General features: G+C 43.3%; 21 protein-coding genes. 13 read left to right on the forward strand and 8 right to left on the reverse strand.

The window, feature by feature from the left end; translation table 11 throughout:
- Together ACCM36_RS08425 and ACCM36_RS08430 are read right to left on the reverse strand one after the other, a co-directional pair.
- Positions 1 to 479, reverse strand: a 479-nt coding sequence (locus ACCM36_RS08425; protein ID WP_370573310.1) for a 4Fe-4S dicluster domain-containing protein, incomplete at its 3' end; no start/stop codon positions are given.
- Between the two features lies 1 nt (position 480).
- Complete coding sequence (locus ACCM36_RS08430; RefSeq protein WP_370573311.1) at positions 481 to 1,863, reverse strand: FAD-binding oxidoreductase; 1,383 nt, start codon at positions 1,861 to 1,863, stop codon at positions 481 to 483.
- Positions 1,864 to 1,964: 101 nt separating this feature from the next.
- Between ACCM36_RS08430 and arcS the strand changes: the two genes are divergently transcribed.
- Positions 1,965 to 3,797, forward strand: coding sequence for an archaeosine synthase subunit alpha (arcS, locus tag ACCM36_RS08435; protein ID WP_370573312.1), 1,833 nt, complete (start codon positions 1,965 to 1,967; stop codon positions 3,795 to 3,797).
- Between the two features lie 15 nt (positions 3,798 to 3,812).
- Complete coding sequence (gene rimI / locus ACCM36_RS08440; protein WP_370573313.1) at positions 3,813 to 4,349, forward strand: ribosomal protein S18-alanine N-acetyltransferase; 537 nt, start codon at positions 3,813 to 3,815, stop codon at positions 4,347 to 4,349.
- Between the two features lie 7 nt (positions 4,350 to 4,356).
- Here rimI and ACCM36_RS08445 read toward each other — a convergent pair whose 3' ends face one another.
- Entirely contained in the window at positions 4,357 to 4,644 is a 288-nt protein-coding gene (locus tag ACCM36_RS08445) for a UPF0058 family protein (protein WP_370573330.1), read from the reverse strand.
- 224 nt (positions 4,645 to 4,868) lie between these two features.
- Positions 4,869 to 6,197, reverse strand: coding sequence for a DNA primase DnaG (dnaG, locus tag ACCM36_RS08450; RefSeq protein ID WP_370573314.1), 1,329 nt, complete (start codon positions 6,195 to 6,197; stop codon positions 4,869 to 4,871).
- A 616-nt stretch (positions 6,198 to 6,813) separates the two neighbouring features.
- On the opposite strand from dnaG, the gene ACCM36_RS08455 reads away from it, so the two are divergent.
- Together ACCM36_RS08455 and rtcA are read left to right on the forward strand one after the other, a co-directional pair.
- On the forward strand, positions 6,814 to 8,190 hold the full coding sequence (locus ACCM36_RS08455; RefSeq protein ID WP_370573315.1) for an FAD-dependent oxidoreductase: 1,377 nt from the start codon (positions 6,814 to 6,816) through the stop codon (positions 8,188 to 8,190).
- Positions 8,187 to 9,182 carry an RNA 3'-terminal phosphate cyclase gene (gene rtcA, locus ACCM36_RS08460; RefSeq protein ID WP_370573316.1) on the forward strand — a complete coding sequence of 332 codons (996 nt, stop codon included), beginning with the start codon at positions 8,187 to 8,189 and terminating at the stop codon, positions 9,180 to 9,182. Before ACCM36_RS08455 ends, rtcA begins: the two co-directional genes overlap by 4 nt.
- 15 nt (positions 9,183 to 9,197) lie before the next feature.
- Here the strand turns inward: rtcA and ACCM36_RS08465 are convergent, their stop codons facing one another.
- Positions 9,198 to 9,833 carry an RNA 2'-phosphotransferase gene (locus ACCM36_RS08465; protein WP_370573317.1) on the reverse strand — a complete coding sequence of 212 codons (636 nt, stop codon included), beginning with the start codon at positions 9,831 to 9,833 and terminating at the stop codon, positions 9,198 to 9,200.
- Between the two features lie 173 nt (positions 9,834 to 10,006).
- On the opposite strand from ACCM36_RS08465, the gene ACCM36_RS08470 reads away from it, so the two are divergent.
- The 8 genes from ACCM36_RS08470 (at position 10,007) to ACCM36_RS08505 (ending at position 17,781) form a co-directional block, all read left to right on the forward strand.
- Complete coding sequence (locus ACCM36_RS08470; protein ID WP_370573318.1) at positions 10,007 to 11,134, forward strand: OB-fold nucleic acid binding domain-containing protein; 1,128 nt, start codon at positions 10,007 to 10,009, stop codon at positions 11,132 to 11,134.
- Between the two features lie 144 nt (positions 11,135 to 11,278).
- Positions 11,279 to 11,887: a cyclic nucleotide-binding/CBS domain-containing protein gene (locus ACCM36_RS08475; RefSeq protein ID WP_370573319.1), complete on the forward strand. Its 609-nt coding sequence runs from the start codon at positions 11,279 to 11,281 to the stop codon at positions 11,885 to 11,887.
- A gap of 42 nt (positions 11,888 to 11,929) precedes the next feature.
- Entirely contained in the window at positions 11,930 to 12,718 is a 789-nt protein-coding gene (locus ACCM36_RS08480) for an HPP family protein (protein ID WP_370573320.1), read from the forward strand.
- 86 nt (positions 12,719 to 12,804) lie between these two features.
- Positions 12,805 to 13,809 (forward strand): CBS domain-containing protein, encoded by a 1,005-nt coding sequence (locus tag ACCM36_RS08485; protein WP_370573321.1) that lies wholly within the window; start codon positions 12,805 to 12,807, stop codon positions 13,807 to 13,809.
- Positions 13,810 to 13,859: 50 nt separating this feature from the next.
- Positions 13,860 to 14,708, forward strand: coding sequence for a CBS domain-containing protein (locus ACCM36_RS08490; RefSeq protein ID WP_370573322.1), 849 nt, complete (start codon positions 13,860 to 13,862; stop codon positions 14,706 to 14,708).
- Positions 14,709 to 14,744: 36 nt separating this feature from the next.
- A complete protein-coding gene (locus ACCM36_RS08495) occupies positions 14,745 to 15,521 on the forward strand; it encodes a CBS domain-containing protein (RefSeq protein WP_370573323.1) in 777 nt (258 codons plus the stop codon).
- A 2-nt stretch (positions 15,522 to 15,523) separates the two neighbouring features.
- Complete coding sequence (locus ACCM36_RS08500) at positions 15,524 to 16,690, forward strand: RNA ligase (protein ID WP_370573324.1); 1,167 nt, start codon at positions 15,524 to 15,526, stop codon at positions 16,688 to 16,690.
- Positions 16,691 to 16,746: 56 nt separating this feature from the next.
- The gene (locus tag ACCM36_RS08505) at positions 16,747 to 17,781 is read left to right on the forward strand and encodes an EF-Tu/IF-2/RF-3 family GTPase (protein ID WP_370573325.1); all 1,035 of its coding nucleotides are present in this window, start codon (positions 16,747 to 16,749) and stop codon (positions 17,779 to 17,781) included.
- Between the two features lie 6 nt (positions 17,782 to 17,787).
- On the opposite strand, the gene ACCM36_RS08510 is transcribed toward ACCM36_RS08505, so the two are convergent.
- Positions 17,788 to 18,291, reverse strand: coding sequence for a hypothetical protein (locus ACCM36_RS08510; RefSeq protein ID WP_370573326.1), 504 nt, complete (start codon positions 18,289 to 18,291; stop codon positions 17,788 to 17,790).
- A gap of 12 nt (positions 18,292 to 18,303) precedes the next feature.
- Entirely contained in the window at positions 18,304 to 19,047 is a 744-nt protein-coding gene (locus ACCM36_RS08515; RefSeq protein WP_370573327.1) for an RAD55 family ATPase, read from the reverse strand.
- A 97-nt stretch (positions 19,048 to 19,144) separates the two neighbouring features.
- Here ACCM36_RS08515 and ACCM36_RS08520 point away from each other — a divergent pair, with 97 nt between their 5' ends.
- Entirely contained in the window at positions 19,145 to 20,149 is a 1,005-nt protein-coding gene (locus tag ACCM36_RS08520) for a stage II sporulation protein M (protein WP_370573328.1), read from the forward strand.
- 8 nt (positions 20,150 to 20,157) lie between these two features.
- On the opposite strand, the gene ACCM36_RS08525 is transcribed toward ACCM36_RS08520, so the two are convergent.
- A partial coding sequence (locus ACCM36_RS08525; RefSeq protein WP_370573329.1) for a methonine synthase occupies positions 20,158 to 20,867 on the reverse strand: 710 nt, incomplete at its 5' end.

Raw genomic sequence — 20,867 nt, forward strand, 5'->3', positions numbered from 1 at the left:
TTCTTAAGCAGGTCAAAGGTTCTGCGTGTAAGTTCCGGATACCTGTAAGCCCCCAGGCAACCTACAAAGAAGACATAAGGAGCATGCTCTTTGATGTCTGCGGTGTTTTCAAGCCAGGCATGACGATACTGTGTTTCTCCAAGAGGATTACCTTTTGATGTAGCCTCATCACGCAGTGCGGCCTGAGCATCCGTCATCCTGCCCTTGAGCACAAGCTGATGACGGGTATCTTGTATCACTTGCAAAGGAGAAGCACCTGAAGGACACATCTGCTCGCATAGTCCACAGGTGGTACATGTATTAAGACTATTTAACACGTCCTGGTCTGCCACCAGACCATGATAAATACCATGAGCAACAAGCATACGGCCTCTGGAACTTGATGATTCCCAGCCCATCTGTTCAAAAACAGGGCATACTGACCTACATGTGCCACAACGTACACATTTAAGGATCGATCTCAGATCAAGATTGGACATATCACACCCCCATTTTCCCGGGGTTAAGTATTCCTTTGGAATCAAGGGCCTTCTTGATCGCTATCATGACATCCAGCGCGTTACCCAGTTCCAGACGCATATATTCAGATCTTGCACTGCCCACACCATGTTCCGCAGTGACCGTTCCACCGATCTCAATAGCAGTACGATGGATCTTATCAGCAGCAGCATTAAGTTTTATCCAGTCTTCATCGCTAAGCATGTCTATACACATACCTGTATGCAGGTTGCCATCTCCGATGTGACCGTAGGTCATGATAGGCAGCTTGAACTCTTTGGAAATCTCATCCACCTTACGCAACATCCTGGGTATTTCTTTTATGGGGACACCAACATCCTCACCCACATATACCCTGGTCCGCATAGGATCCAGGCGTGAAATAGCTGCACCTGCCAGCCTGCGGGCAGCCCATATCTCATCCCTTTCCTTCTTGTCAGAAGCAGTCCTGATACCCGATGCCAAACCTTCGCACGTTTTTACTATGAGATTGACACCTTCCTTTACTTCAGCTTCGGTACCATCGACTTCAAAAAGAAGGATGGCACCGGCGAGTGGAAGACCTATTTTCGGATCATAGGTATTGATAGCCCGGATTATGTTGGAATCCAGTATCTCACATGCAGAAGGGACGATTCCGGATGATAGAACTCGCACGACAGTCTTACCTGCAAGTTCAGGATTATCAAATGAAGCAAATATGACAGAACGTTCTTTTGGAATGGCACGTACCTTGATTATTGCCTGAGTGATGATGCCAAGAGTTCCCTCCGAACCTACCATAAGATCAGTAAGAGAGTAACCTGCAACAGTTTTCATGGTCTTGGAACCTGTTCTTACAATTTTTCCATCTGCCATCACTACCTCAAGTCCAAGCACATAACTGCGGGTAGTGCCATACTTCACGGAACGCATACCACTACCGTTGTTGGCGATCAGCCCTCCCAAAGTACACATTGCAGAACTTCCAGGATCTGGCGGGAAGAAGAAACCGTATGGCTCCAGCGCCTTATTTAGCTTTTCCTGGACAATTCCCGGTTCCACTACCACCTGCAGATTATCAAAATCCATCTCCACTATCCGGTTCATTCCAGACATATCAAGGACAATACCGCCCTCTAAAGGAACACAGCCTCCGGACAGACCTGTGCCTGCCCCTCTGGCGGTCACTGGAATATTATGTTCGTAAGCTATTCTGACGATATCTGAGACCTGGAGAGTGCTGACAGGCTTGATAACTACTTCTGGCATACCCCTGATCTGGGAAGCATCAGATGAATAACAATAAAGTTCACAGGAACCAGTGGATAGATTTTCCTTACCCACTATCTTCCTCATTTTTTCAATTAGGTCATCATTAAGCATAGCTTTGACTTTAGAGAAGTGGGCAGAATTTAAAGATATCGGTCAGGAAATAGAATTATAGACCAAACATTTACATTCAACTATGCAGTATCCTACAAATAATGACACAATACTTTGAGGTATACCAGAGAGATGGCGCGGCAAGAAAAGGAAGGCTACTCCTTGCCAGGACTATCGAAACTCCCTGCATCCTGAAAACTGAAATGCTCAACGAAAACATGGGAATGATCGTGAATACTGGGTCCATGTGGGAAATTGGCAATATGGAAAACGCTGAGCAGAGATTACATCAACTTCGAAGAGAGATTGGAGACAATAAGCTGATCATATTACCTCATATGTGTCTTGCACCTGATGCTCCTGACTGCATACCGGAAGCCTTGAAAAAGCTCATAACAACTGGGGGTGCTACAGGAAGAGTATACCGCAAAGGAAGAGATACAAAAGCTGCTGACATGTATATACTTGAGGGAGCAGGAGTCTTTGAAAACAATGCAAGAGCATTGGTGGACAGAGTTATTGACCTGAAACACAATACTCCTGACGATACAGCATTATACCTTCCGAACATCTGCCTTCCCGAGAACCTTGCAATGCTTGTTTATATGGGAGCTGACGTGCTTGATACTACTAAAGCCACTGTTTCAGCATATAAAGACATTTACCTCACTCATGCAGGCAGTTTCCATCTGGAATCACTTTCTGAACTACCTTGCAGATGCGCTGCATGTGCATCTACCAACGCATTAGAACTGAAAAAGATGAATAAAGCTCCCAGAGCACAACTGCTTGAACAGCATAATATCAATGCAATTGAGGCAGAGCTTGCCCTGGTAAGAGAAAAAATATCTGCAGGCAACCTGCGGGAATATGTGGATGGACAATGCCGTACCAGACCCTGGCTTACTGCATTGTTGCGACTACTTGACAGAGAGTATGAACATATAGAAAGGGGAACTCCCATCACTCGCAATGTGGAAATGCTTGCTAATTCAGGAGATTCCCTCACAAGACCGGAGGTAGTGAGGTTCGCACGCAGGATACAGGAAAGGTATACCCCTCCTGAACTTGACGTACTTCTGCTTTTACCATGCTCCGCAAAGAAACCCTATTCTATTTCACAATCGCATCAGAAGTTCAGCTTTGCTTTGGGCAAGTACCGCAAATTTGTGCATGAAGTGATAATTACATCACCACTGGGGATAGTGCCCAGGGAGCTCGAACTGACCTATCCGGCAGCTCATTATGATGTTGCTGTAACAGGGCATTGGGATGCAGAAGAGATGAAATGGGTTTCAGGATGCCTTGAAGACTACCTTTCAAAACACAAGTACTCTTCAATAGTGGCACATGTGGATGGAGCTTATAAGCAGATATGTGAGATTGTAGCCGATAAACTTGACCTGAAGATACACTTCACAAATACCGGAAGTGTCACATCCTCCGAATCCTTAAGGAACCTTACAAAGACCATGGAAGGATTATGCACAGGTAGGAAGACCAGTGAAACAAAAAGGAAAGCATCCATGTTGAAAGCTATTGTGGACTACCAGTTCGGGAAAGGAGCAGGAGAAATATTAGTTCCCGATAATTCTGAAATAAAAGGGCCTTTCCCCAGATATCAATCATTTTATGAAAGAACCCAACTTGCAACCCTCATACCCCAGTATGGTACAGCGGCAATCACTATTGCTGGTGCTGAAATGATGATACCACGTAATTCCTACATTGTCCATATAGATGACTTCATACCAAGAGGTTCTATCCTTGCCCCGGGGATCCTGGAAGCAGATCCTGCCATCCGTGAGGGAGATGAAGTATTTGTCGTAGGTGAAAAGGCAATTGGAGTGGGCAGAGCACGTATGAACGGCAAAGAGATGACCATGTCTACGAGAGGCCAGGCAATCGACCTACGTCATGTGAAACCCAAATGAGATGATCTTGATATTATGAATATAAGGATCAGGAATTTCAAAACTGATGACTTTGAAGATGTGCTTTTCATAGAATCGGAGTCTTTTGCAGAACATAATCCATTTGCTTACATGCATTTTTATGAAATGCACGGAGAGATGTTCCTGGTGGCTGAATACCTGGACTTTATAGTCGGGTTCATAGTGGGATACAGACTGAACGAAAATGAGGGAAGGGTATTTTCTCTTGCTGTGAGAGAGGAATTCCAGGGAAGAGGCATAGGTGAGAAGCTTCTGGATGCATTGTTCAAAGTTTTTTATTCGAATCTCCTGAAATATGCTACATTGGAAGTGAGGGCCAGTAACATAAAGGCACGGAACCTTTATCGTAAGATGGGATTCATTCCCTGCTGGATAGAGAAAGAGTACTATTCAGATGGAGAAGACGGAATAATAATGAAGCTGAAGCTATCCTTATATAAATTTCAGAGCCTGGATCTCTTTGCAGAAAAAATAGAAAATATATCCCTGAGGGATGCTGAAGGCTTTGATGAACGATCTTTTTCTGAATGACCAAATTTCAGAAATTTTCCTGCATGATGCTATGTTGCATACGTGTGGCAAGCTCTTTCATTCTCTCGGATGTCCTGCCAAAGCCTGAAAACTCATCCTTGGACATGACCGATGCAAGACTGTTGCCCAGTACAAAGATAGCAAGTTTGTGCTCAGCCTTGCTGCGATGCACATGTACCGGACTTATTGCCAGAGAGTCATATGCATAGAACTCATTACTAAAACCTTTTTCTTCCAGACAGCTTTTCATTTGTGCCATTAGTGTGTGCAGTTGAATCAATTCGTCTTTGTGCATACCAACCAACGTATCCTTTTTGTGTTTGTACACTGTGCTATTGTGCACTGATGAAATTAATGTACGAACATAAATCAATTGATTTCAATAAAAGGCTATTGTCGGAAATATGTTTCCTTGAAACCAATATATAGCTGTAACTAAAAAGAGTACTTGTTTTATTTGAGTAGGTTAGAAAATAAAAAAAGAGAAAGATTTGAAAATTAAGGATTGACCATCAGGACCTAAAGGTCTCTAACGGTCAATATTTTCACGGAGGATGGTCTTTTAGTGATACTTCCAATCTTGGCGCCAACAAGGTTTTCAATACCCTTGTTCTCAGCTATGTCAAGGATCCTCTGTGTTATGACACCATCAAAGACAACACTTTTGACATCACCGTTGTAGTTCTTGAGGTTATTGACAAGATCACGTACAGCAGTCTCACCAATCACATTATTGTCACTATCGAGGAAACGTGCGCCAAAGGTCCCCATGAGCTCGTCAGCGTGGGACTTGAACTTTTTAGAAGCTGGTGAAAGCTTAACAACAGGCTCCACAACCTCCCGTACTTCCTCGGAAGGTGCCTGGACCTCCATAGCTTCCTGAGAGAACTCACGCTGCTTAATAGGGCGTTTCTTTAATTTGGCTGGAGCTGTAACCCTCGGGATCTCAACCGGTCTTCTTTCTTTCGGCTTTGGTACCCTTGGGACAGCCGGAGCCTTTAAAGAGTCGGAATCCTTCATGGAATACTTATCCATTACCTGCTCTACCGGTATCTTCTGCCTTAGGGACCTGACTATTTCCTTCTGTACAAGATCCTCAACACTCTTACCATCAGGGGCACGGGCAATGTAATCGATATTAGCTACCTGGAGAAGTTCCTTTATGATCAGTTCCCCTCCACGGTCACCATCCGTAAAAGCAGTTACAGTTTCCTTTTTCTTTGTTAGTTCTGCGACCTCCGGGGGCACATTGGTACCACCTACGCATATAGTGTTCTTGATACCATACTTAAGAAGGTTCAGCACATCTGCACGACCCTCAACTACGACTATCGCATCTGAATCAAAGACAGCAGGACCGCATGGGATCTTGTTCTTCCCGAAATACTGCATTTCTTCCACACGTACGGACTGACGAACCTCTTCGGCTATTTCCTGAGACTCCGGTACATTGGTATCGAACATATCAGTAAGAATGAACTTCGCACGTTCTATGATCTGCTTCCTCTTGGTAGCCCGTACATCTTCGATATTTGTTATTTCGATCTTGGCGCTGCATGGTCCGACCCTGTCGATGGTTTCCAGGGATGCTGCCAGAATAGATGTTTCCACCTTGTCCAGACTGGAAGGCACCAGAATAGTACCCTTTGATTTGCCACCCTTAGCACTGACAAGGACTTCTATCCTTCCGATCCTTCCGGTCTTCTGAAGGTCTCGTAGATCAAGGTCCGATCCTAGCAGGCCTTCGGTCTGCCCGAAGATCGCACCCACGATATCCGGACGTTCAATAATACCATCTGCGCTGATCTTGGAATGAATGATATACTTGGTAGTATCTGCATTTTGCATATATGGATCTCCAAATTGTTTATGCTGTTAGCTCTGGCACATAGCTTGTTCATCTTGCAAAAACAGCCTATCAAGTAACTTACAACGCTCAGGTGCAAAGGACCTGATACCGTTTTTAGGTCACTTCAAGAGTAGCATCCTGCTGAACCCGATCTCAACTCTACTCGTTTTTTCCGACGTGCCACACGTAATTCAGCATTACATATGCCGAGGTCTATTGAACACACGCCTACAGCACTACGAGGGTAACTAACGTTCAATTGGTAGACCCAATATCACAAGTACATTACATACCCTTACCGCCATTCCCTTTGGCAATTCTATCAAATGGGATGTTTGATGCTAATAATCAAACGTGAATTCTGATTATGTCCTGATTAGTGTAAATTAGATGATGATTAACTATTTTTGCGTGATCAGAATACCCATGTCCCATGGGTATCCTCAATGATCGTTGATCAATTTCAAGTTAATGTAGCCATATAAGTAATGATTACAATAGGTAATATCCGTATGAAGTATAATAAACTTGTGGGTTTACAAAGATGCTCTGCCCTCTGAAAAGAAAAACAGAATAACGAATGAACTAAATACACAGACTGCAGAGTTCTGAGACATGATAAAAAGAGAAGAAACATCAGATAAAAAACTCTTGATCATTGGAGGCGGTGCAGTCGGCATGGCGGTCTCCACCGGAGCCACAAGACGCAGCAATTATGACGTAACAGTGATATCCAGTGATAAACATGCATCATACAGCCAGTGCGGTATCCCTTACGTATTTTCAGGTGAGATACAAAACTTTGGGAAATTAATAGTAAGGGACCTTGAGTTCTTTAGGGAAATGGGCATCGAAGTGAGGCTCGATAGCCGGGTAGACTCTGTTGACCTTGAAAATAATTTAATAAATATCGGGAAGGAAAAACTGGCTTTTGACAAGCTTGTGATAGCTACAGGAAGCACTCCCTATATACCAAAAAGTATAGAGTCAGGCATATCACTGAAGAATGTATTCACCCTGCGTACACTATCGGATGGCATGCACATCAGTGAAGCTCTGAATGATGCAAAAGATGTTGTTATAATAGGTGCCGGCTCCATCGGTTCCGAGGTTGCTATAGCTACCGCACGTCGTGGGATCAGAACTTCATTATTGAACCGTAGCAATACGATCCTTTCATCCAGCCTTGACCCTGACATGGCAGAAACGGTAATATCATACCTGGAAAAAGAAGGGGTACAGGTACTAACAGAACATATCCTTACATCCCTTAATGGCGAAGATAGAGTTACTTCGGTTACAGTCAATGGCAGGGAAATACCTGCAGATGTGGTATTGATCTCAGTCGGCGTGACCCCTGATACATCTCTCGCATCAGAGGCCGGAATAGACATAGGACCTGCGGGAGGGATGGTCACAAATGACAGACTTCAAGTCATGGCAAGTGGAAAAGTTATTGAGGATGTGTTCTCTGGAGGAGAATGCACCCAGATATACAATTTTGTGACAGGTAAACCCATGCTTAGCCATCTGGCAAGCACAGCACGCAGAATGGCAGGAGTGATAACCGATAACCTGAATGGTAAAGAAACACGTTTTGGCCCCGTGGTGAATCCGTGGGTAGCAGTGGTTGGTGATCTGCATATAGGTTCAGTGGGAATTACAACCGCAGAGGCGGAAAAGCACGGGATTCGGGTGGTAAGTGGTATAGCCACAGGTTCTACGCGCGCAGAGTATTTCCCTGGAGCTGGCAATATATTCATAAAGGTCCTGTTCCATGACAGATGCCTGGTGGGCGCCCAGATAATTTCAACAACAGGTACTAAAGAACGCATTGACGGGCTTTCCCTTGCAATAAAGAGAAAACAAACTGTGGACGAACTACTTGAAATGGAAACTTGTTACTCACCTGCTGTCTCCACACTCCAGGACCCCCTGTTTTTTGCTGTCAAAGGTGCACACAAGAAAATGCCAAAAAAGGATGCACGATGATAGAGATCGACGGTTCTTACGGAGAAGGCGGAGGACAGATATTAAGGACAGCTGTTGCTTTGGCAGGCATTACATCAACTGATATAAGAATCTGTAATATCAGATCTCATCGACCTCAACCCGGACTTAGGGCCCAGCATATGAAAGCCATAGCAACTGCTGCAAAGATCTGTGATGCTGATGTCACAGGACTGCATATAGGTTCGAAGGAGATCACCTATTCTCCAATGGAAATAAAGGGGGCAACATACACTGTAGATATAGGGACTGCCGGGAGCATCTCCCTCATGCTTCAGTGCATCATGCCAATGACAGCATTTTCCAGTGGGAAGATATCACTTGATATCACCGGTGGAACTGATGTATCCTGGTCTCCGACAATGGACTATCTCAACAACGTGACATGCAAGGCACTTGAACAAATGGGATATTGCTGTAACATAGAAATTCTAAAAAGGGGATACTACCCTGAAGGAGGGGGAAAAGTACGTGCGTCCTTTGAACCTGCCAGGCTACATGGGTTTGATTTTGAAAGAAAAGAAGAGAATATCAAGGGAATGTCACATTCATCGAACCTGCCGGAACATGTGGCACAGCGCCAGGCCCGGGCAGCTAAAAAACTGCTGGAAAACAAGGGGATAGAATGCGATATAGCTGTATGCAGCAAAGATGAGATTTCAACGGGAAGTGGCATAACATTGTGGAATAATTATAGCGGTGCCAGCCACCTTGGCAAGAAAGGCCTTCCTGCCGAAAAAGTTGGAGAAAAGGCTGCAGAACACATAACCAGGCACCTTGGTTCAGGAGCCTCGGTAGACCCTTATCTGGCAGACCAGCTTATTACTTATATCGGCCTTGCAGGAAGTGGCTCTTTCACCACCTACGAGGTCTCAAAACATACACTAACGAACATTCATATAACTGAACTGTTCCTGGATGTAGAGTTCGATATACAGGAAAAAGAAAAACTCACCGAGATCGCAGTGAAATGAAAGAACTAAAAGATATCAGTCCTCACTCTCAACTATGCTCAGGTATTCGGATGGGATAGACCTTGATAAGACGATGTCTTCATTGGCTGTGATGACAATTATTCCGTCCTTTTGGGCAGAATCCGCATCTATTTCAAGTATCACGGGATTATCAGTATGCACAAGTGCAGCCTCCACCGCTCTCTCATAAGAGGTGCTTAGATGCACGTAGGTTTGCCTGATAGGCGTGATGCCACTCTCCAGCAGCATATCAACCTCTTCCTGACTGACACCATAATAAAGCGCTGGAAATTCGTTTTCCGGATAATCGGACTCAAGTTCTACATCTACCGAATGACCATACTTTGCCCTTATGTGCTTACCATCTATCTCATACCTGTGTTTCCTGTCAGACTTGACAAGAGCAATGAGCCTCTCCTTGGTACCCCACCTATAGCGCTCGCTCAGGACATCCAGAAGATGTCCCAGACTAACCCATCCGTGGAGGTCCATTTTCAGACCCACATCTTCAGGGAAATGTCTCAGTGCTCCGGATACGAACTTTCCCAAACGCTCTTCGCGGTCATCATCAAGGACGTACCGGCCTTCCACACCGCATGCCGGGCATGTCTCACCTCTGAAATATCCATGCTCATTGCATTTACGGATCATGATGTATCGGTTTTGAGATGTAATTAATCGTTAATATATGTTATCGAGACAAAAGGGATCTATGATAATAGTTTCGTCAGATTTAATACATACTCGTACTATCAGAGTACACGGAACATAGCGATTTACCTTAGGGGCAAATGCCCAAAATAATACATGTCCAAGGAATTATCATGAACGGGATAGATGAGATCTACTCAAAACTTAGCAAATCCATAAGCAAGGAAGAATTTGCTGAAAAGGTAAATGAGAAAGTGGAACAGATGGGTGGCCTATGTGATGAAAAAACGGCGGCCATGCTTGTGGCACATGACCTGGGACTGAACGAAACCGGAAGGTCTTCACAAAAAATAGTAGATATAAAAAGTGACAGTGGAAATGTTAGTTTCATTGCGAAGGTAGTATCTGTTTTCCCCACAAGAGAGTTCACACGCAGTGATGGCACTATGGGAAGGGTTGGAAATCTTCTGGTGGCGGATGAAACCGGAAGTATAAGGGTAACACTATGGGACGATAAAACAGATCTGGTCAACCAAGGGTTTATTGAAATAAGCCAGAACCTGCAGTTAGGCGGTTATGTCAAAGAAGGATATTCAGGAGTCGAAGTAAATATTGGTAGCAACGGGGTGCTATCCCAAACCGACGAAGAAATACAGGTCAAAAATCCTTCAACGAAGATATCAGACATTAAAGATGGCATGGGTAGCATTAACGTCGTTGGCAGGTTACTTGATATTTCGGATGTCCGCACTTTTAACAAGAAAGACGGATCAAAAGGTAGTGTGGGCAATATAACGATTGGCGATGATACCGGTAAGATAAGGATAACATTGTGGGATGACAAGACCGACAAGATGACAGAACTTCACCTGGGGGATGCAGTAGAGGTCATCAACGGCTATGCAAGAGAAAACAACTTCAATCAGCAGGTAGAGATACAGGTCGGTAACCACGGCATAATAAAGAAGACTGAAACATCTGTCAAGTACCAGGAAAATTTCACTGCTATTGCAGATATCGTGCCAGGAGAATCTTACTCCATACAGGGTTCTGTGTCAGGACTGGGAGAGATAAGGGAGTTCAAAAGGGACGATGGTACGGTGAACATGGTCTCTAATATATATGTTTCCGATGACACAGGTAGAATAAGAGTATCCATGTGGGCAGACCATGCATTGCTGGTGAATGAACTTGATATCGACACACCTATACAGATCATAGATGCCTATGCAAAATCTGGTTTTAATGAAGACGTTGAACTCAGTGCAGGAAATAGGACAAGGATAATTATTAATCCATAATATAGGCCTTAAAAGATTGCAAGAAACATATCCTGCCTCCTTTTATTTTTGTATATATTCTACGAACACCTATATATACAATCAATAATAACATTCTTTTGTGGGCAATCGCTTTCCTTAAAAATAACAGGAGCGTGTTATTCAATGGTTTTGGGCGCACAATGGGACCTTGAAACTGACACATCCATTAATGAGATCCGTAAGGAAATGTCAGTTCGTGAAGTCATGGCCACAAATGTGGTTGTTGCAAACATCAACTCCAATGTTCTTGAAATTGCCCGGGAGATGATCTGCCAGGAAGTGGGCAGTGTGATTATCACCGATGATAATGATCCCGTAGGAATAATTACAGAAGCAGACATTATCAGCAAGGTAGTGATCAATAACATGGTCCCAAGTGCAGTTATGGCTGGTATGGTAATGTCTTCACCCATAATAGCAACAAAACCATCAACAAGCGTCATAGAAGCTGCAGAACAGATGACCAGGTGCAATATAAGGAGGCTTGCAGTGATTGATGGTGACAGGATGGTTGGTATCATCACGGACAGAGACATCCTGACCATATCTCCTGGACTCAACACAATTCTTGAAAACCTCATTGAACTGCATCGGGACGAGAGTGATTTTGAGGAAGAAACGGGGATAGAAAGAGGGATATGCCAGAGATGTGGTGCATATACAGACCTCACCCTGATGAACGGACTTATGCTCTGCGAAGATTGCAAAGAGGAAGAAGGCTATTACGACTAGCCATAATATCATTGACTTGTCCATTCTAAAAGGAGGATATCTATGACAGTAGAGAGTATAATGTCAAAGGATCCCTTGTATGTGAAAGAAAATGATTTTATGACCCATGCACGTCAATTGATGCGTGATCATTTTTTGAGAGGGGTTCCTGTAGTGGACAAATCTCTTAAAGTAAGTGGAATGCTTACGGACAGGGAGATACTTAACATAAAATCTACCAAATCCAATGTGACAGTGGAAGGATATGTAGAAGAGGTACCACTGATCACACCTGATATGGAGATATTAGAAGCTGCCCGCTTAATGCTTGATGCTTCTCAGCATAGAGTTCCTGTATTATCAGGTACTGACAGAGAGCTAGTAGGAATTCTTAGTGAGGTAGATATATTGGCTTCCATAAAACCAACGAAAAAATCTCCTCTTTCTATAGAAGAGATCATGATAAAGAACGTGATCATATGCCACCCTGACGATAGTATAACCAAGATATGGCATCAGATGCTGGAACATGATTATACGGGAATCCCCGTAGTATCGCACAGCAATGAAACCGTTGGAATGGTGACCAGAAGAGATATCATAAAAGCAGGTTATGCAAGAGTAAGCGAAATTGACGGACAAGGCGCAAAAACTGGTGACTCACCAAGGGTGGAAAAGATCATGTCCACTCCCATGTACACATTACCCCCGGAGGCTTCATTGAAAGAAGCCATTGATAAGATCCTGCAATATGATATTGGCAGGATAGCTGTAGCCAGTAATGAGAAACTATTAGGCATTGTGAGCAGGCGTGAATTGTTATCTGCCTGCCTTATAGGTACTGGTTTCTGAAACTGGTAAAGCTATACTATGAAGATGAGGACCTTTCCTTTTTGGTCCCGGAAAGCCGTTAAACAGAAGAACCTTTTATTGTGCCGGTGGTTGAATTGACAAAGAAGAGAACAGACATGGTCACAGAAGATAGATCGAAATTGCAGAAGAATTCAAATACAGAATACCGGAGTAACCCAAAAAAAGAACCTGGTATGTTCACTAGTACAAGTACTAGGGATGTAGCACCTGTTGAGTTCAAATCCAAGGCTTCGGAGAAAAAAAGTGACATTAGTGTTGTGGCCACGAAAGATGTGATAACGTTGCCACCCACAACAACAATAATGGGTGCTATAAAAACGATGACCCACAAAGGCTTTAGAAGAGTGCCTATTGCAGACGCAGGTACAAAACGCCTTGAAGGGATAATCACCTCAATGGACATTGTTAACTTTATTGGAGGTGGTTCAAAGAACCTGCTGGTGGAGAACTACTATAAAGAAAATCTCTTGGCAGCGATCAATGCTGATGTGAGTGAGATAATGCAGCGTGATGTAGCATTCCTTACCACAAAAGCAAGCATCTCTGATGCTGTGGAAATGATGATACAGAGAAATACAGGGGGTTTGCCTGTAGTTGATGAAGATAACAGGGTATGTGCCATATTCACTGAAAGGGATTTTCTTGATCTGATGGCGGATACCATAGACTATGATTCCATCAGGAACTACATGAGCACAAAAGTGAAAACCGTACCATTTGATACTACCATAGAGGAAGCAGCAAAGATAATGGTTAACAGGGGATTCAGGAGATTGCCTATTGTAAAAGATGGAATATTGATAGGCATTGTTACCGCTTCCAATATCATGAACTTCTTGGGGAATGGAAAAGCCTTTGAAAAACTTGTAACAGGCAATTTCCATGAAGCCCTCAGCGAGCCGATAACCTCACTTATAAACAAAGATGTTGTGTGGGCTTCACCTGAAATGGACTTGGGAGATGCTGCAAGACTAATGATAGAGAAAAGAGTCGGATCCCTGCCGGTAATAGATAATGATGTCCTCTGTGGTATCATTACTGAAAGGGACTTCCTGCGAGCCGTCTATTAAATGGACGAAAAACAGTAAATGATCAATAAAATGATTATTGGAGGAATTAAATGAACGTTTCAGACATAATGAGCTCTCCGGTGTTCATGATGGGACCCGATGAGCCTATATCGCATGCAAGGAATCTGATGCTTAAGCATAAGATCAGCACTGTAGTTGTAGGTGACGGCGAAAAAATGATGGGGATAGTCTCAAAAACTGATCTTAGCAGAAAGCTCGCCCAGGCAGAACCCATCTGGAAGAGACGCCCTATAGATAAGGTTCCTGTTAGCATGGTGATGGCAGAAGATCCGATAACCATCTATCCGGAAGCTTCTATCTCCCAAGCCGGGAATCTCATGCTTGAGAACAACATCAATTACCTTGCAGTGATAAAAAAAGGACTTGTAGGTATGGTAACGGGGACAGATATCGTAAGATATGTCTCCAAGCTGGAAGAACAAAAATTCGGTAAGAAAGTACATCAGATCATATCCGATGAGCCGGTTCATGTACACAGGCACCATACAATTAACCACGTAATAGAAGAGATGGATAAAAATAACGTGGAAGAGGTCCTGGTTCTCGATGATTCCGAAAATGTGGTAGGGCTAATATCCATTAGCAATGTTGCCCTTAACATAATGACAGATGCTGATGGAACACTTCCCACAAAGAACATCAAGATGACCCGGCGCCCTACATCCGGTGGGCAGAAGGCATATAGATACATAAAAGAGCTGCCCCTTGTTGCTGAAGATATCATGTCAGATATCGATACTATCGTAAAATGGGATGATTCGGTAGTTAAAGCTGCAAAACTCATTGTAGAGGAAAACTCGAGGGTCCTGCCAGTAGAAAAGGATGGCGAGATCATTGGTGTTATTCGAAGGAAAGACTTGATAAGGATAGCACAGTGAAGGAACAAAAACTAATACAACCTGAAGGTGAAAAATATGGAAGTTAAGGACATAATGACAGAACCACCAACTATCAATAAGTCAGATACGCTTTCCCATGCACTTGATATGATGGAAAAGAAGGACATGCGCCGTGTACTTGTAAAAAATGATGAAAAGATCGTTGGTGTCCTCACAATGAGAAATCTCACAAGAGAACTTGGTACCAGGAAAAAGGGAAGCATGCCTGCATCCTCTTTGCATGTGGCCACAGCTGTCTCTGATAATTTTGTGAAGGTGTTCCCAGATATAAAGGTGAGAGATGCTGTCACCCTTATTGATAAGAATCAGGGGGTTATCATAGTCTGCAAAGATGATAATGTCATGGGCTGGATAACACCTGCAGAACTTCTCAAGACTAACAATTTCAGTGGCTTTGCCGGAGAGTTCATGCAGAAAGAGCCTGTAGTTGCAAGTCCTGGTGACCGTGTGAGCCATATCAGGCACCTGATGCTGGATAAGAATGTGGGAAGAATCCCTATCATAGAGAATGGAAAGCTGACAGGAATAGTTACTGAAAAAGATGTAGTGAAGGCCATGAGAGCTTTCAGGGATATAGTTTCAGGTAACCAGCAGGAAGCCAGGATCAAGAACCTGATAGTTGCAGATATAATGAGGAGGAGTGTGAAAACAGTGAATACGAACACTCCTCTTTCAGATGTGGCAAAGATAATGCTTGCAGAGAATATAGGAGGTTTGCCTGTGCTGAACCTTGAAGGTGACTTCGTAGGATTCATCACCAGAAGGAACCTGGTACATGCAATGGCACAGTGAACATGGAGAACTATCCTCGAACAGAACTGAATATTGAGAACGCAGCGGCTTTCTTGGGTATTTCTGCTCAAAGGATGCAGGAGTTAATGGAAAGAAGAGTGTTGGTACCGAATTGGAACGGGTACCAACACCTGTTCCGCTTTGAACATAAAGCGTTGCACATTGATATTGGGAGTGTCCTTGTGCAAAGGGACAAAGGTTTCAGCCTCATTCTGGGATTCCCAAAGATAAAGAGGGCAATGTTGCTTGGACCTGCCATCAAGCACAATTTCGGTGATATAGCCAAGGTGGCAGTCGAAGAAAAAATGAATGGCTACAACGTACGAGTAATCTCAGAGGATGAGAAACTCGTGGCTATTACACGCAGCGGCCATGTATGCCCTTATTCTTCAGAGAAGGCTAATGATCTGTTAGACCACAGTTTCTTCACTGAGAACCCGCAACTGGTGGTCTATGGGGAAATGGCAGGACCTGACAATCCTTACGTACCCAAGGAAATATATGGAATAGAATCCCTGGAGTTCTTTGTTTTTGATATCAGGCATAAGGACACAGGTTTACCTTTGCCATTGTATGAGCGCAGAAGCCTTGCTGAAAAATACGGCTTCAGGCAGGTCAGGCTTTTTGGAGAATTCGATATCCAGGAAGCTCCTGACATGATAACAAATATCATCCGGGAAATTGGAAGGATAGGGCACGAAGGCGTTGTTATCAAGGACCCCAAAATGGTATTGCAACCAATGAAATACACAGCTTCTCAGAGTAATTGCTCCGACCTGCGACATGCCATGAAAGTGTATAATGAGAGTGGAAGAGATTTCATATTTTCCAGAATTGTGAGAGAAGGCTTCCAGTCGGTGGAATGGAACGAAAGTGAAGAAGAGTTCAAAAAACGTTGCCTACAACTGGGAGAAAGTATCCTGCGGCCTATGAAAGAATCCATCATAAAAGTAAGGGACGGAGACAGGGTTGCAGAAGAGTTCACCATAAGAGTGAAAGACAGAGCAACAATATCAAGGTTTGAGGAGTATATGAGAAGGCTTGGAATGGACATAATGTTCAGTGAACCTAAAATCGTGGGCAATGAATACCTTGTGCACATCACAAAAGTGAACAAAAGCACCAGTGATAAGACATTGGCCATGTGGGAAGGCCAGTTGTGGTCATGAAAAAAGATATATTTGTATGATAGCATTCGTAACCTCATAAAGATCCAGGTGCAAACATGACGAAAATCACTATAATCGGAAGCCAGCAAAGCGGGAAAACAACACTTGCCGCTAAACTGGGAAAGAAAGGGAATGTCTCAGACTTTACAATGTATGATTTTGCAAAGGGGGACAAGATAATGACTATCATCGACCCCACTGGATACCCTGATTCTGTTAAGCCTCTAATTTCCGCCCTTACACTTTCAGACATTGCTATTCTGTGTGTACCTCCCACAGGACTTGATGCTTACGCCGGGGAATGTATTGTCTGCCTTGAATCCATGGGCTACAAGCATGGACTTATACTGCTCACAAAATCGGATACCACCTATCCACAGGCTACTGACGAATTAAAGGCAAAACTGCAAAAGATCACAAAAGGTACAGTGCTTGAGCATTGGGAGTATATGATTGCCTCCACCAAAAGCTTTGAAGGCATGGAGGAACTCAAAGAAAAGATATTTAGTATGGGAGAAAAGGTCGATGAAGAGGATAGAAAAAAGGCAACTCTTCCCGTTAGGGTAATCATAGACCAATCGTTTAATGTCACAGGCATCGGATGTGTAGTACTTGGTGTTGTGATGCAGGGTACCATCAATGCGAAGGACAAAATGGTAGCTTACCCCACAAAAAAACCTCTGGAGATCAGGTCGATACAGATGCACGATGTGGATGTTAAAACTGCGCCATCTGGGGCAAGAGTAGGCCTTGCTCTTAAGGGAATACAGTCAAAGGATATAGACAGAGGTCATGTTATCTCCCTTGAGGAAATGGTCAGTGAAAATCTGAAGATAAAATGCAAACTTTCACCTTTTTCAAAAGGTTTCAATACTGGAGGTGTACTGCATGTTTTCGTTGGACTGCAATCCTCTCCTATGCGTATCAATAGCATAGAAAAACAAGGAAAAGTTGTCGATAAAGCTTCAGCTGGCGATGAATGCATCCTTGAACTCACAGGTACGAAGGAAATATCCTACTCGCAGCAGGACAGGTTCATACTCACAGATCTGGATGAAAGACAAAGGTTCGTAGGGTATGGTTCCCTTTGATCCCAATCATTTTTTAGGGGAAAGGTGTTTGAACCCGTCCAACATGGATGGCCTTTCCACTGCTTTTGTAAGAGAAGTATTCTCAGGCAGATCTGTAAGTTGAGGTCTTTCTAAAGGAGCCGGAGAACCTGCCTGAGAAGTATCTCTTTTTCTGAAGGAATTGTCAATTCCTGAACTATTGTGAGATTGCGGGAGCAGCACAGATGAAGATAAGGGTAACGATTTATCCTTATCAATCCCTCTCTTTGAGAGACCTGCCTTCATGTCACGTTCTCTTGATCTGGAACCCTCTGACCTGCCGGTCTCATAGTTTTCCCTGACAGAATTTCCCAGATCACATTGAGATGCAAACTCGTAAAGTGAGTTGAACCTCTCCTTTACCCATCCGATCTCTGAATGTTTATGATACCCCACCTCAAAACCCAGTTCATAGGAACTCTTTTTTAGTGCCTGTCTCTGGGTTTCGGTGAGATCTCTTTTACTTTCCTTTTTCTTAAAGATCTTGACCATTGGATCAATCCATCATTCCAGATATCCTTCGATCTTCAGACCCTTGTCAGTGAACTGCACTGTGCGCATGTTACAATCATGCTTTGTTCCTCTCATTTTAATAATTTGTATAGCCCTGGTCATATTTTTATCATAGAGGAAATTATGCATGAAGATGACTCCATGTGCAGCGAACTGCTCAGTTGAATAAGCTGTCGGATCGGTCAATTCTCCTATCAGTATAGTTGTACATCCGAGCTTCTTGAGGTTTCTTATGAACCTTGTCATTTCCTTTTCCTGTAAAGAAAGGTCCTTTGATGTAAAACGGATAGCAGATACTGAATCCAGCACAAGCCTTTTTACATCATATTCCGCCACATAAGCAGCAATTTCCTTGAATACCATTGCAGGAGAAGGAGCCTCACTTTCGATGGAAGTTCGGCTGACCTCATATTGAGGAGATACAAGTTCATTGAGCTCGTCCATGTATCCATATTCCATCCTTGGACCCAGGTCCGCAAAAAGGAGTTTCCTCATCTTTATAAGTGGGATGATATTCATTGAATAATTGGACATATCATCAATGATATTCTGAGGACTTTCGAGTAAAGTCACATACAGGCCTACTTCACCGAGTGCAGCGCCATGTGCAAGGAATTGTACACAGAATGTAGTTTTACCGCTACCTGGTGGGCCACTCACAAGATAAACCCTTTCAGAGAGCAGACCTCCTTGAACAAGTTCATCAAAACCTTCAATTCCAGTTTGTATTCTCATCCTTAATCCTCATCTATGATGGAATAGAGTAATATATTTATAAACTAATATATAAGGTAAACGTCCACAAAATCTGATCGAAACAAACGGATGGAACATGGAGATTAAAACAGAAAACGATTTTCATATCGGCTGGCAGGAAATTCTATGGTCATCGAAGCTATTCACAATGGCTGTATTCATTTCCTGGACGATAAGTATGTTATTCTATTTCCTGAGTCTGGCAGCAGCATCCCCGGAATCTGTAAATACCGCTATAATCTCTGGCACTTCCATGGCCATGGAGAAAGTAGACTTAGCAGCAGAGCATTTGAATCTGATGTGGTCGATCTTTTTCTTCAATTCGCTGGCAGTTGTGACAACCTCTGTGGGAACTGGACTGTTACCCTACATACAGAAAGTCTCTATTGCTGAACTTAAGCTGCGCGCGCGCAACCAGAAGTACACAACATATTCAGTGAAAGTGGAAAAACTATTTCAGCTACTCAACTCCCGCATAAAGGACAGTGCACAAAAAATGGACCCCGGAATTGCCAAACTAAGGTCTCAAGACAATTCTGAGATAGAAGGTTCTATATGGAAATGTGCAAAATACAACAAAGAACACTTCAGATTATTGGCTTATGTTATCCCACATATTATTCCTATTATAACACTAACATTGAATGGGATGCTACTTGGAATAATGCTCTCCTTTTTCATTTTTAATGGAACTCTGTCTTCCTACGACTTGATGGGAGCACAGAGTATTGTACCGGGAATTCTCTTTTCTGTATCCTATTTCCTGGCCTTCATCCTGCCACATGGCATAATAGAGATACCGGTCATAATCATGGCTGCTGCCCTCGGGTATAGGTTTGCCAGAGTATATTCTGACAAAATACTGGAGGATAAACTGCTGTCAGGCAATGAGGCTGAAAGCCTTGAGCATGATATATCGTATATGAATGGCATTGCCAAAGAGTACATTCGATCTTCTTACCTGTGGACCATGGTAAGCATGATGCTGATCTTACTCTTAGCAGCCGCTTACATAGAAGCAGACATCACACCTGGTGTGGCCCAGCAGGTGACAGACTTTCTAAGCCTTCTTCTATTCTGATTACCAGATCATATATTGGAACTTTGTATACCTGCTGCCACATTTTGTAGTAACTGGAAAGCAATTTCCTGAGAAGGCCATGATCCCAAACCACAATCAGGACCTACATACTTTATCCTCTCACCAAAGACAGAATATGCTTTTTCCAGCCTTTTACTGACGATGTTAGGAGTTTCAAGTTCAGTAACTATCTCCTTTAGGAGAAAAGCATCCTTCCAGACATTAGTGCCATATTTGTCATTAAGTACGGAAACAAGATTTGAGATATCGGTTCTTGCAATACCTACCCTCAGAAAAGAATCAGATTGTTCGAGCACTCTTTTATCAATAAGGTCAAGATATGAAGGATGCCCTGCCGATTCGACTCCTATAACATTGATCTGGGAAGTATCACATGCGAGTTTATAGTGCAGAGGTGAATGCAAGTGTATCTGGACATCAATACCTTTGAGGTGAGCTGACCTGGTGGCGATCTTAAGGGCCTTAATGAGTTCATCATCATCGAACATAACCTGGGGGTTGATGCCAATGCTTGGCTCATCTATGGAAACTACGCTCACATTCAGGTATCCTGAATTCTCAATGGAATTTTTAAGGAAACGGTCAACACTCTCTGCTAAAAGATAGAGGATGTCAGTGTATTCCGTTCCTCCGAATTCTTTCAGGTACATTTCCAGGGGACCTGTAACACATACCCTTGTATTTTGCTTCTCACCAT

Origin of the sequence: Methanomethylovorans sp. (assembly GCF_041305605.1) — an archaeon.
GTDB lineage: Archaea > Halobacteriota > Methanosarcinia > Methanosarcinales > Methanosarcinaceae > Methanomethylovorans.

Coding starts and splice junctions, on each gene's coding strand:
- ACCM36_RS08430 (WP_370573311.1), bottom strand. CDS start 1,863: ATGCTTAATGATGACCTAATTGAAAAAATGAGGAAGATAGTGGGTAAG.
- arcS (WP_370573312.1), top strand. CDS start 1,965: ATGACACAATACTTTGAGGTATACCAGAGAGATGGCGCGGCAAGAAAA.
- rimI (WP_370573313.1), top strand. CDS start 3,813: ATGAATATAAGGATCAGGAATTTCAAAACTGATGACTTTGAAGATGTG.
- ACCM36_RS08445 (WP_370573330.1), bottom strand. CDS start 4,644: ATGCACAAAGACGAATTGATTCAACTGCACACACTAATGGCACAAATG.
- dnaG (WP_370573314.1), bottom strand. CDS start 6,197: ATGCAAAATGCAGATACTACCAAGTATATCATTCATTCCAAGATCAGC.
- ACCM36_RS08455 (WP_370573315.1), top strand. CDS start 6,814: ATGATAAAAAGAGAAGAAACATCAGATAAAAAACTCTTGATCATTGGA.
- rtcA (WP_370573316.1), top strand. CDS start 8,187: ATGATAGAGATCGACGGTTCTTACGGAGAAGGCGGAGGACAGATATTA.
- ACCM36_RS08465 (WP_370573317.1), bottom strand. CDS start 9,833: ATGATCCGTAAATGCAATGAGCATGGATATTTCAGAGGTGAGACATGC.
- ACCM36_RS08470 (WP_370573318.1), top strand. CDS start 10,007: ATGAACGGGATAGATGAGATCTACTCAAAACTTAGCAAATCCATAAGC.
- ACCM36_RS08475 (WP_370573319.1), top strand. CDS start 11,279: ATGGTTTTGGGCGCACAATGGGACCTTGAAACTGACACATCCATTAAT.
- ACCM36_RS08480 (WP_370573320.1), top strand. CDS start 11,930: ATGACAGTAGAGAGTATAATGTCAAAGGATCCCTTGTATGTGAAAGAA.
- ACCM36_RS08490 (WP_370573322.1), top strand. CDS start 13,860: ATGAACGTTTCAGACATAATGAGCTCTCCGGTGTTCATGATGGGACCC.
- ACCM36_RS08495 (WP_370573323.1), top strand. CDS start 14,745: ATGGAAGTTAAGGACATAATGACAGAACCACCAACTATCAATAAGTCA.
- ACCM36_RS08500 (WP_370573324.1), top strand. CDS start 15,524: ATGGAGAACTATCCTCGAACAGAACTGAATATTGAGAACGCAGCGGCT.
- ACCM36_RS08505 (WP_370573325.1), top strand. CDS start 16,747: ATGACGAAAATCACTATAATCGGAAGCCAGCAAAGCGGGAAAACAACA.
- ACCM36_RS08510 (WP_370573326.1), bottom strand. CDS start 18,291: ATGGTCAAGATCTTTAAGAAAAAGGAAAGTAAAAGAGATCTCACCGAA.
- ACCM36_RS08515 (WP_370573327.1), bottom strand. CDS start 19,047: ATGAGAATACAAACTGGAATTGAAGGTTTTGATGAACTTGTTCAAGGA.
- ACCM36_RS08520 (WP_370573328.1), top strand. CDS start 19,145: ATGGAGATTAAAACAGAAAACGATTTTCATATCGGCTGGCAGGAAATT.